Raw genomic sequence first — 11,602 nt, 5'->3', positions numbered from 1 at the left:
CCGCTGTCCCAGCTCCCCCAGTTGGCCCGACCGATTGTTCAAACTCGCCGCCAGGCTGGGCAGGAACGCATCAGGGCGCGCCTCAGCCAACCGCCGATGGATACCGGCAGCCTCGGTGACCACCTCCAACGCCTCCTCCCGCTGTCCCAGCTCCCCCAGCCGAATCGACCGATTGTTCAAACTCGTCACCAGGCTGGGCAGGAACGCATCAGGGCGCGCCTCAGCCAACCGCCGCCGAATCTCAACCGCCTCGGTGATCATCTCCAACGCCTCCTCCCACCGCCCCAGGTCCGCCAATTGGATCGACTGGTTGTTCAAGCTCACCGCCAAGCCGGCTATGTCATCACTGTTGCGGTAATGGCTGGTCAGGCGCCCGGTCAGGTGAGCGGCCCATTCCACCAGAGCTTGGCTAGATTCCGGGAGCTGGTCGGACCAGTGCCGTAGGTCAGCTGGGTCGACGGGTGCCTCATCAAGAAGTCGATGCAGCGCCTGCAGTAGTGGGCGGGGCACCTCTACTTGGGTGGCGATCTGGATCGCCGGCTCGGCCAAAACCCGCCAGTGCCGCATGCACAACTCGATCAGTCCGTCGTCCAGATCACCCGCGAAGATCGGATGGGCGGCGGCACGGGCATACACGGTCAGCAGGCGGGCAGCCTGCTCCGGGGCGATCGCAGCCGCCAGGTGGGCGGCCAACCCGGGCTCGGCCTGCATACGTCGGCCCCACCAGCGTTCGGCCAATCGGTCGGGTTCAAAGGTCCCCCACACGCCGCCGGGCAGTGGCGGGCACAGGGCGGCTATCCAGGTACGGATGTCACCAAGCCGGTCGCGATCGGCGTCTTGCAGGCCGGGTATCCGGCCGAGCAGCGCATCGGCCTCGGCCCGGGTTCCGGCTCCCAGGATGAGGGCGGCGGTCAGCGCGTCGATCAAGGTCTCGGAGAGCGGGCGGGCAGAGCGGGCGGGGTGCAGGCCATGGGCGATGGCAAGCGTCGTCCAGTACCGACGCTCATGGACCAGCAATCGGTCCTCAACCTGACTCGCCGCGCTAAGCGCCGTTGTTCCGAGATCGGACAGAGCTGATGACGTGTCTTCGCCGGATTGCCCAGGAGGCGTGTCGGTCATGGAGGCGGCGGCGTCCAGCAGGTCGGCCAGCGCGGTCATGTGCAACGTCAGCGCGTTGTCCAGCCCGGCCAGGCCGGGTGGCGGGCCGGGCCGGGACTCGGCGAGGTTCGCCCAGGACACCCCGGTGCCGCCGGGGGCCTGTGACAACGCGTCCGCGAACGCCAGCGCTGCCTGCCGGTAGGCCTGCCTGCGGGGAACGGGATCAGGCTCCAGCGGAGGCAGCGGCGTGACCGGCGTATCCCCCAGCAGGATCTCGGCCTCCGGGCAGCTTTCCTGCAGAGTCCGCCACCATGGACCTGCGGTGCGGGCCAGCAGCAGCAACTTCAGCGGCGAGGCCCCGTCATGACGGGCGCAGGCCCGCAGCAGCGCCGCGAGCTGGTCGATGCGGGACTCGGCGTAGTCGACCACGAGCACCAGGGCGGTCGTAGCGTTCTTGATCGCTTCCAGATCCGGTTCGGACGCGCGGGCCGTCAGCCACAGCACCGCCCAGCCCGTATCGGCCAACTCGCCCGCGAACTGCTGAGCCAGGCGTGTCTTGCCGTGGCCACCCCCGGCGCAGACCAGCTGGGCTCCGAACCCCGGCAGGCTTGCCCACGCGTGCAGGCTCTCCCGCAGCTCTTCCCTGCCGAGGAAAGGCACCACCTGACGGCGAGCCCGCAGCAGCGCTGCCGCCGATGTCACCGATGTCGCGGGAACCGGTCCGGCGATCTCGATCAGTTGCTGGTACTCGATCGGCTCCAGCGCGGTGCTGGCCTGGCCGGTGTGCGCAGCCAGCACCGCCCGAAACCCCGCATCGCGGTGTAGCACGTAGGCCGGTACGGCCTCCAGATACGCATGCGCCCGCTCGCGCGGATCGAGTACCATCACCCCGGCCAGCAGGTCACCGCACCACAGCGCTGCCCCCGACAACCCGCCCCACGGCGAGAAGCCGCCGGCTGCCGACTCCGGCGGATGGCCGTGCAAGGTCATCACGTACCGGTCCCCGGTGTAGCGGTCCCCGGGATTGATCGTCCCGGACGGCTGCAGCCACTCCACCGGAGCACCGGGACGCTGCACCAGTTCCGGGCGTCCCCACGCCCAGCAGTCGATGCCGGGCCGGTAGGTGACCGTACGGCCCCACCGCACCGGCGCAACGCGCTGCCAGACCGGATCGTCCACCCGGACCAGAGCGGCGTCGTCACGGCCGCCCGACGTGCCCCGCCAGACCACTGTCCCACCGCTCGCCCGGTCAGCGGCGACGGCGGACACCGTCACACTCGTATCCAGATCGCCGGTCACATGCGCCGACGTCAGCACCAGACCAGGCGCGATCACATAGCCCGAGCCCGGAGCGGCTGGGCCGTTGACCGTCACCACGCGTGTGTTCCGCATCTGCCCTCGTCCCTGCTCCACCTACCTGCACCGGTGTGACTTTCACCCTGCAGGACGACGAAAGCGGCCGTCCCGAGAGCCAGAAAGCGCCGTTCAGCGGCCGATGTGCCCCGAGGTGTTCACCGGTCCGGCTTGGGCATCTGGACGGCCGGCGATCAACAGGTCAGCCCCGTCTCGGTGCTTGGGCGTCAAGGTCACCATCACTCGGTGAGTACGACCTCGCGCGACGCCGGCCTCAGCCTCACCGGAGACCACCCATGCCTTGAACCCGCCCTTGGCCTTGGCATCGGCCTTGAGCTCCACAGCGAATTCCAACTCGATCGGCCCCGCAGTGAACGCGATCTCGCTGTCGGCGCCGCGAACCGCAGCCTCCAACAGCTCATCACGAATTGCCCGCACCGCGTCCGCCAGCTCGATCTCCACCCTCGCCCGCCCCTCACCCGCCGCGATTCTTTCTCTCCCACCAGGCGCATCTGCCACGCCTTGGGGGTCATCACCGTAAACGCAGACGCTCTGACAGCACAGGTGTTTTCCCCATCCGAACGGATTACCGGCAAGTAGGTTCGTCATGGGACCAGTGCCGCGTCATCTACGATCCCGATCGTTTCCTGGACGGTCACCGAACGCAGGCCATCGCCGTGAGGGGAGCGTCCCCAGGCGGAGCCCGGACGTCAAGGAGGTAGGCGATGCAGACGGATATCGTCCGTCCGGCCAACGGCCGGACCATCCCCGGCAGCATGGGAGACCGATCCCCCGCAGGATCGCTCATCGTCCATTCAAGGAGAGGACATCGCCATGGACCCCGAGCATGAGTATCTTCCCCCTGCCGATCTCGCGACTTGGCGCGTCGTTCCCGGCGACACCAACTCCGACAAGCACGAGGACGGCACCTGGGCGATCGTCGCCGGCGACGGTGACGAATACGATCTCTACATAGAGGTCGGTGACGCCCACCGGCCCAAGGAGACCGCTCAGTTCATCATCGACGCGGTCACCGGCCACGCCCAGCGCCTCCGGCTGCAGCGCGCCCTCGCGCATATCCAGCAGTTGCGTGCGCAGCAAACCGACGACGAACTCATCCCAGCCGACTCTCGCCTGCCCGACGTGCGCAAGCTCGCTCACCTCATGAGCGTCGTCGGCGACTTGGCCCACGAGGTCGGTCGCGTCGTCCCGCACTCCGAGCGTGCTGCGCATCGAGAACGGTTGTACGAGCATCTGGCACAGGTCGCCGTCACCACCGTGGCCTGGATGGAGGCGACGATCGACAGCTCCATCCCCGCCTTGCCCGATCTCACTACGTCTTGAGCCGCTCCGCTCAAGGTATTCGGAAGCGGTCCAGGCGATGGCGTATCACGGCCATGTGATGCGACTGCGCGCAGGCCCGCCAGGACACCGGGGTGTTCGGCAGGCTTCCACCGCCCTGAGCGAAGTCCTTGATGTGCTGGTCACCCCAGGAGAACGCCGCTCCTTGCGGCGGCCAGCCTTCCGAGACCATTACCGTCTCGCACAACTTCCGGAAGCAGTCGAACCCACCTCGGCCTCCTCCTCTGGAGCAGCGATAGATCATCCAGTGATCCTCGACCGTGTAGAGCAGCTTCGGGTGACGAGCCCTGGATGAAGGGGAGGGCATTCGGGGATTGGCCGTACCGTAGTCGGCATATCGGATTTTCCCATTCCGATCGGACAGCGGTACCGCAGCCATCCATACCCTTGCATCCCATCGGGGAACGCAGTCCGGCATGTCGAACGGGACGGCCGACACCAGCTCCGGCTTCGGGAACGCTCCGGCGGCCAGTGTCACCGAACGCCAGGGCATCCTGGCCGCCCATGCCAGGGCTTCGCGAGCGCTCCGCACCTTGGCCTTGACAGCATGGCCGGACTCGACAGCCCACAGGTCAATCAGGAGGTCCACTTCGTTGAAGGCGAGGCCCATCCAGCGCAGCAAACCGGACAGTTTCGCGTCCTTGTCCGCGCCGCGAGCACCCGTCCAGGGCAAGCGTAAGCATGCGCCTTGCCGGTGGAGTTGTACAGCACGCGAAACATCGGTCAGGTCCTTCGGGTCGTCGGTGATCCGGAACACTGGCGTCATGGTGTAGGCGAGCTCACTGATGATCTCTGACGTCAGTGCTACCGCACCCCCTGTGTCAGGGTGTCCATGGCGGCGGATAAGTGACTGACAGTCGACGGCGAAGCGAAGACCATCGGGAATTCTCTCGGCCACCTTCTGCCCGAAATCAAGCACATCCCCGACCAGGGTTTCTTTCTTTTCCTTATCTCGGCCAACTGGAATCACTTCAAGAATCGGCTTCACAAGCGGGCGATCTCGTTCAGGGATGTTCTCAAGAGCCCAGAACTCACTCTCGCGCCCCTTGACAATCGGCACGTACACCGTCATGACCTGGTTCTCCGTGCGGTTGGCGAACCTGCGTCCAGTGCAGCGGCCTTCCCTCACTTCCTGGCAGGCCGCGATCCATCCGGTTTCCTGACGATCCAACCCAGAGGCGAGATCGTCAATATCCTCGGCGATAGGTTTTATAGCATTCGACGACACCGGCCACACATAATGAGTGCAGGCGCTCATGACCCATAGGCATCACCTCCGGAACAATTACCACTGGACCCAATCGCCTGGGATCAACTCATGGAGCCGGCTGCACGTGGATGACGATCGCGGTAATGCCTCGAGGTGCCGTGCTCCGTATCCGGTGTCCAGGACCGTCACCGCGCAGCAAGGCCGAGTGGCCATGAAACGATCCGAAGGCCAGGTCGGATGACGGCTGACTGGCCTTCGGACTGCCCGGCGGCGCCGCGGCAGTGGCGATCTTTCCGGCGAAGTAGCCGTTGAGGTAGGCGCCGTCGCAGGCATGACGCAGCAACCATGAACGTGCTCGGCAGCCGCCCGTCTTGTAGAGCGCCTCGACGACGTAGACCCGTCCCCAACCGGTGACTCCCTCGGCGAGCCACAGCAGTGCCTGCTCGCCGGTGCCGCGGCGCCGCAGGGCGTCGACGGCCAGCGGGCCGAAGCGGTTCGACAGCAGTGCGATCGTCTAGATCAGCGCGGTGTCTTCTTCGGCCCAACCGGTGGCGAGCAGGGCCAGCCCCACGGTGGCGGAGCATCGATCTCCACTGTGCCGCACCAGCCACCGTCCGGCCCGCTGGACCCGGCGCTTGTCCGCTCGCAGCGCTGCCGCGGCGATGTGCTCGTTGTGATGGATCGGGATGTAGAGGCCGTGGAAGGCACCGGCGAGCTCGCCGGCGGCGCTGCGGCAAGACCAGATCACCGCCAGAGCAAGCGAAAGGCCAGGTCAGACGATGTCTGACCTGGCCTTCGGTTGGTGCCCCCTGCAAGATTCGAACTTGCGCTCCCGGCTCCGGAGGCCGGTGCTCTATCCCCTGAGCTAAGGGGGCCAACGCGTGATTACATTACCAGCATCCTGAGGGAAACCGACACTCGGTTAGGGAAGCAAGTGATCTCCGAGGCAGGTCGAGGGCGACGGGAAAGCCTAGGGTGAGAGGTCATCGGGGCGGCCGGGCGCCGGCGGGGCGGCACGGGCCCGAACCGCGCGGGGCGAGGCGCCGCCGGACGGGGGCGAGACGGCGCCAGGTGGGGCGGGCCGACGGGACAGGGCGAGTCAGGCGGGACAGGGTGAGTCAGCGCGGGGTGGGGCGGACGGCGCCTCGGTAGCGGGAGAGGTAATAGGGCGAGGCGGCGAAGTCGGCCGTCCTGACGATGTCGCCGGTCTTGGGGGCGTGGACCATGACACCGTCTTTGACGTAGACGCCCACGTGGGTGGGGTCTCCGCTGCCTCCGCCGAAGAAGACGAGATCTCCCGGACGTAGCCGGGAGAAGGGCACCCGGCTGCCCTGCCTGAACTGGGTGCCGGTGTAGTGGGTGAGCCTGGCCCCCGCCTTGGCCCAGGCGTGCAGGGCGAGCCCCGAGCAGTCGAAGCCCCCACCGGTCGGGCCCGCGCTCGAACCGCCACCCCATATGTATGGCCTGCCGACCTGGCGGAGTGCCGCGGCGGCCGCGATCCGGCCCCGCAGGGCCAAGGCGCCTTCGCGCGAGGACACCGTCTTCCCTCGTGAAGGTGCCGCCCGCCCGCCGGGGAGGGCCTTCCCCGGAGGGGACGCCACCCCTCGGCTGGAGGGCGCTTTCCGCCCCTCAGAGGGGCGCTGCGGCCATTTGACACCCGCCGGCGAGGATTCCGGCCCGGAGGAGGCCGGGAGATCTCTCTGTTCCGCTGAGGAGGACGCGCCGGCCCACACATCCGCGGTGTCCGAGAGCTCCTCCGGCCCTCCCGGTTCCGGATCGGAAGGGCCGGGCGCCCGCCCTGCGCCCGCTCCCGAGAGCCCCGGCGGCCGTTCACCGACCGGAACCGGAGCCGGGTCCGGCGCCGGGAAGGAGCCTCGCGGGGACATCGACCGACCGCCGCCCGCGTCCGGAGAGAACGGGGGCCGTGGCTCGCAGGCGGCGGCCAGCGCGGCGCGGATCTCTTCCGGCAGCCAGTGAGGAGTGCCGTCCGGCGGGGCTGCCGGGGAGAGGGAGAGGAGGCGGTCCCAGGCGTCGCAGGCTTCCGGGGAGAGGCGGGGCACGGGAAACGAGGAGCCTCCCGCTAGGGCCGCCGAGAGGATGGTGACGGTGACGAGTGCCGTGATCACGCACGCCCTCCTTGGGCTCGATGAAGGATCGAGGCCCCAGGATCGGTGGGAGGAGGTGATCGCCAACGAGCCGAACACGACTCTGTGGATAACGCGTGGACCATCCAGCCAGAGAAGTGATCGACTCCACCCGTGGCGGAGGGGACGCGGGAGACGGGAACGGCAGTTTGTGGGTGCCCACAACCATGGGGTCGCATCCAAGAGCCCGGCGACCCTCTCCCAGGAGCGGTTGAACAAGGAAATCCATCGCCGGACCATCACCACCGGATTACGGGTGGCCCCCTAAAACGCCACCTATCCAGACATGACCTGAAGCAGTCCCTCGTGGCGTGCCACAGACCGAGTGGCGTGCCACAGACCGATGAGCTGGGGGTACTTACGCCCAGGTGAGCACCTATTTCAAAGCGACACAACTACCGATTATGCCTATTTCAATGAATATCTTTACGAGATAGACAGCTTGAAATTAATACATTCGCTGGAGCTGCCACCTTCACGGACCAAGTTGGAGTCCAGCGTCCTCATGCCCCATCCGTATCCCGCACCCTCGCCCCCCAGTCCGCCCCTGACCCGCGCCCCTCCGCCCCTCCGTCCCTCCGCCCTGCCGACCGGCACCGCTCAGCCGGCCCCCGCCACACCCTCCCCCGCGCCGCAGAGCTCCCCGGCGACTCCGGCGCGGAGCGTGAACGGCGAATACTCGGGGATCGACCCCGAGCGGATGAACGACTTCGAGCGAGGGCTCGGCCGGGCACCGGACACGCTCGGCCGCAACGAACCGCAGATCCGCCGCACCCTGCAACGCTTCGATCTGGACGCCTCGGGGCTGGGCGCGCTGCGCGAGATGCGGAGCTGGATCAAGACAGCCGCCCCGACCTGCGACGTCGCAACGAGACGATCAGTACCAACGTACGGCCGACGGCCACGTGGCCGAATACGCCCGAGGTGTGCACGCGGCGAGCCGGTTCGTCTGGTCCTGCACCTTGGCCATTCCCAGCTGAGCTGGGGCGGCTTCAACCAGATTTTTCACCGAGACAATCGGAGCCGTCCTTCGAGGAATCCGCGGCCTTCCTCGTCGCGGTTCCGTGACAGCAGGGACCCAGCCGGCCCCGCACCGACCTTCTCCCCCACCGCCTGGAACAACTTCCTGACAGGCCTCCGCACCGGAGAAATCTGACCCCGGCCACGGGTGCCGCGCGGCCAGAACCGCCGCGAAGCAGTCTGACCGCGTGGCAATACGAGCCGAGGATCAGCTGACGGGGAGTCTGGACCGCGTCGTGACCGTTCATCGGCCCCGTGAGGAGACCGGCATCCCAGACGGCTGCGGAATGTCATGGCCTCGCGTCTTGATCAAGGCTGCCAGGAGGCTCTGATCTGGTCTTTCTCGTTACTTGGGGCTGGTGGTACCGGCCCGGGCGGAGGGGCTTGATCCAGAGGTTCGGCATCTCGGGCGAGAAGGACCTCGGGCTTACGCGCGCCGAACACGGCAGGATCACATGAAGGTTCCCTACGCTCTCTTCCGTCTTACGGTGAACGGGTGCCTCGCATCGGTTTTGTCCGCCGTCAACCCAGGTGATCCAGGGCTCGCGGTAGGGGGGTATGGAGTTGGTGGGATTGATGGAGCCGCCAGGGGAGCGGATCGTGGGTCGGGCCACGGACATCGCGGTGATCGAGGAGCTCATCGAGGCTTCGGCCGACGGCCGTGGTGCGGCCGTGATGATCGTCGGCGAGGCGGGCATCGGCAAATCGCGGTTGCTGGCGGAGGCGTCGGCCCGGGCGTCGGCGGCGGGCATGGAGGTGCTGGCGGGCCGGGCGGTGCTGGCGGGGGGCACGTACCGGGCGCTGGCCACCGCGTTGGTCGGGCGGTTGCGGGATGCCGCTCTCACGGGGGACGCCGAGCTGCGGCCGTATCGGGCGGCGCTGGGGCGGATCATTCCCGATTTCGGGTCGGCCGGCGATGCCGAGAAGGCCGACACGATGGTGGATCCCGCCGTAGTGGTGGGGGAGGGCGTGCTGCGGCTGCTGCGCGTGGTCGGCGCAGGACGCGGCTGCCTGCTGGTTCTGGATGACCTGCACTGGGCAGACCTCGACACGCTCGCGGTCCTGGAATACCTGGTCGACCAGGTGGTCGACCAGCGGATCATGATCTGTGGGGCGGCGCGTGAGGAGCCGCGTACCGCCGATCAGATCGAGCGGATCGGCCGGCGGCCGGGCGTGCGGGTGCTGCGTCCGGCTCGGTTGGACGCGGCCCAGGTGGCCGAGCTGGCCGGCGATCGGGCCGGTGTGCCGCTCGCGGCGGCGACCGCCTCGTTCGTGGTGGAGCGCTGCGACGGGCTGCCGCTGCTGGTGGAGGAGCTGACGGCGGGGCTGCGCGAGACGGGCGTGGATCTGGCCGCCCCGCGGGAGGCGTTGAACGACATCGCGGTGCCGCCGACGTTGCGGGCGCTCGTCGGTGAGCGGATGGCGGCCCTGGCCGGTGAGCACCGCCGGTTGCTGCACGTAGCCGCGGTGGTGGGGGTCGACCTGGGCTGGGACGTGGTGGCCTCGGTGGCGCGAGTGGACGAGGCGGTGTTGCTGGCGGGCCTGCGCGCCGCCACCCACGCGCATCTGCTGCGGGCCGAGGCCGAGGAGCTGACCTGGCGGCACGCGCTCACCCGGGAGGCGGTGCTGGCGGGATTGCTGCCGCCGGAGCGGGCCGCGATAGCACGACGCGCCGCGGATCTGCTTGACGGCGGTGGCGTTGGCGAGGCTGACGTACGGGCCGCAGAACTGCTGGCCGCGGTGGGAGAGCGTGAGCGGGCCGGCCGGATCCTGCTCCGGCTGGCCCGCCACGATCTCGCCCGAGGGGCGTTACGCAGCGCGCGGGCGCTGCTGGCCCGGGTGGAGGCCGCCGGTGCGATCCGCACCGCGTGGGCCATCGAGCAGGTCCGGCTGCTGACGCTGGCCGGCGAGGTGGAAGCGGCGTTGCGTACCGGGGAACAGGCCATCGGCACCGCGACCGGGGACGAGTACGTCGAGCTGTGCCTGCAGCTGGCCCGTGGCTGCGTGGTGGGCGGACGCCGGGCGGCGGCGATCGAGTACGCCGAGCGAGCCGGCCGGCCGCACGATCCGCGTTTCGCCATCGTGCGGGCCGACGCCGCCTACGGGGAGGGGGATCCGCACCGCGCCGGCTCCCTCGCCGCCGACGCGGTCCGCGAGGCCGAGCGCGCAGGTGATGGCGAGTCTCTGGCGGGGGCGCTGCTGGTGCAGGGGCGCTGCCTGGCCCATCGTGATGCGGCTGCGGCGCGGGTGGCGTTCGGGCGGGCGGTGCAGGTGGCCGCCGAGCGCGGCCTGACGCCGCTGCGCGTGTCCGCCCTTTTCCACCTGGCCGCCGTTCAGCGCGGCCAGCCGGACCCGCCCGCGCTGGCCGAGGCCCGCGAGATCGCCGAGTCCGCCGGGCTGCTGGGGCAGCTGGCGTCGATCGACCTGCTGGTGGCCGATCTGGCGCTGGTGGCGCACGGTCCCCGCGTGGGTGAGCCGGTGGCCCGCGGCTGTGCCGAGCTGTCGGCACGGCTGCGGCTGACGAGCGTCCAGGCGGTCGCCGAGCTGTTCGTCGCCGCCGCCCGCGCAGGCGCCGGGGACCGCGACGGCGCGGAGCGATGGCTGCGCCGGGCCGGAGCTCGACCCAACGCGCCTCGGGAGGTGCGAGCAGGCCTTGACCTGGTACGCGCGATCTGCTCAGTGGTGACCGGAGACCTGCCGGGCGCGGCCACGCAGGCGGATGACGGCGCCGCGATCCTGGCCGGTCACGCCTCGGCGGCCCCCACCCACTGGTGGGGGCTGTGGGTGCTGCTGCGCGAAGTGACCGCTCACGAGCCGCGGGACGCCCGCGCGGTGTTCCACCACGCCCGGGCGGGCCGCCGGCGGGTCAACCGGGGCGCGCTGCTCTATGCCGACGCCGTCGCCGCGGGACGCGAGGGCAGGGCGGAGGAGTCGATGCGGGTGCTGGCCCGCGGGGACGCTGCGCTTGAGGAGCATCCGTGGTGGCATCGACTGCTGCGGCTGCCGGTGTGGACTGCGGCGGTGAGCGAGGGATGGGGCGATCCCGTACCCGGACTGCGCGCCGACCTGGCCTGGCACGAGCTCAACGGTGACGAGGCGCCGGCACGGCAGTGCCGGGACCTGCTGAGGCAGGCAGGTGCGCCGTCCCGCCGCAGCGGGGGCACGACCGTGCCGCCCCGGCTACGCGCCGCCGGGGTCACGGGCAGGGAGGCCGAGGTGCTCGCCCTGGTGGCCGAGGGGCTGGGCAACGCGCAGATCGCAGCACGGCTGTACCTGTCCGTACGCACGGTCGAAACCCACGTCAGCCGGCTTCTGGCCAAGACCGGCGCGGCCGACCGGAACCGGTTGCGTACGTACGCGCCCGGCCAACATCAGTAGTCGGCACGGACGCGTAGCCGGCCCTGACCCGGCGACC

At 69.3% G+C, this 11,602-nt stretch carries 8 protein-coding genes and 1 tRNA gene; 3 read left to right on the top strand and 6 right to left on the bottom strand.

The window, feature by feature from the left end:
• Both AB0F88_RS09625 and AB0F88_RS09620 read right to left on the bottom strand, forming a co-directional pair.
• A partial coding sequence (locus tag AB0F88_RS09625; RefSeq protein WP_362679650.1) for a tetratricopeptide repeat protein occupies window positions 1–2,475 on the bottom strand: 2,475 nt, incomplete at its 3' end.
• 108 nt (window positions 2,476–2,583) lie between these two features.
• Complete coding sequence (locus AB0F88_RS09620) at window positions 2,584–2,913, bottom strand: trypco2 family protein (RefSeq protein ID WP_362679647.1); 330 nt, start codon at window positions 2,911–2,913, stop codon at window positions 2,584–2,586.
• 372 nt (window positions 2,914–3,285) lie between these two features.
• Here AB0F88_RS09620 and AB0F88_RS09615 point away from each other — a divergent pair, with 372 nt between their 5' ends.
• On the top strand, window positions 3,286–3,795 hold the full coding sequence (locus AB0F88_RS09615; RefSeq protein ID WP_362679644.1) for a hypothetical protein: 510 nt from the start codon (window positions 3,286–3,288) through the stop codon (window positions 3,793–3,795).
• Between the two features lie 10 nt (window positions 3,796–3,805).
• On the opposite strand, the gene AB0F88_RS09610 is transcribed toward AB0F88_RS09615, so the two are convergent.
• The 4 genes from AB0F88_RS09610 to AB0F88_RS09595 form a co-directional block, all read right to left on the bottom strand.
• Window positions 3,806–5,071 (bottom strand): hypothetical protein, encoded by a 1,266-nt coding sequence (locus tag AB0F88_RS09610; protein WP_362679641.1) that lies wholly within the window; start codon window positions 5,069–5,071, stop codon window positions 3,806–3,808.
• A 466-nt stretch (window positions 5,072–5,537) separates the two neighbouring features.
• A complete protein-coding gene (locus tag AB0F88_RS09605; RefSeq protein ID WP_362679638.1) occupies window positions 5,538–5,771 on the bottom strand; it encodes a hypothetical protein in 234 nt (77 codons plus the stop codon).
• A 52-nt stretch (window positions 5,772–5,823) separates the two neighbouring features.
• Window positions 5,824–5,898: transfer RNA gene (locus tag AB0F88_RS09600), tRNA-Arg, on the bottom strand.
• A 243-nt stretch (window positions 5,899–6,141) separates the two neighbouring features.
• Window positions 6,142–6,561, bottom strand: coding sequence for a C40 family peptidase (locus tag AB0F88_RS09595; protein ID WP_362679635.1), 420 nt, complete (start codon window positions 6,559–6,561; stop codon window positions 6,142–6,144).
• Window positions 6,562–7,831: 1,270 nt separating this feature from the next.
• Here AB0F88_RS09595 and AB0F88_RS09590 point away from each other — a divergent pair.
• The gene (locus AB0F88_RS09590) at window positions 7,832–8,323 is read left to right on the top strand and encodes a DUF397 domain-containing protein (RefSeq protein WP_362679632.1); all 492 of its coding nucleotides are present in this window, start codon (window positions 7,832–7,834) and stop codon (window positions 8,321–8,323) included.
• Window positions 8,324–8,787: 464 nt separating this feature from the next.
• Window positions 8,788–11,565, top strand: coding sequence for an AAA family ATPase (locus AB0F88_RS09585; RefSeq protein ID WP_362679629.1), 2,778 nt, complete (start codon window positions 8,788–8,790; stop codon window positions 11,563–11,565).
• The last annotated feature ends 37 nt before the right edge of the window (window positions 11,566–11,602 follow it).

This window comes from Streptosporangium sp. NPDC023963 (genome assembly GCF_040639135.1).
GTDB lineage: Bacteria > Actinomycetota > Actinomycetes > Streptosporangiales > Streptosporangiaceae > Streptosporangium.
This window is presented reverse-complemented; position numbering and strand designations above follow the sequence as displayed.

Bases quoted from the DNA above. Each gene is read 5' to 3' on its own strand.
- AB0F88_RS09610 (WP_362679641.1), bottom strand. From the start codon at position 5,071: ATGAGCGCCTGCACTCATTATGTGTGGCCGGTGTCGTCGAATGCTATA.
- AB0F88_RS09615 (WP_362679644.1), top strand. From the start codon at position 3,286: ATGGACCCCGAGCATGAGTATCTTCCCCCTGCCGATCTCGCGACTTGG.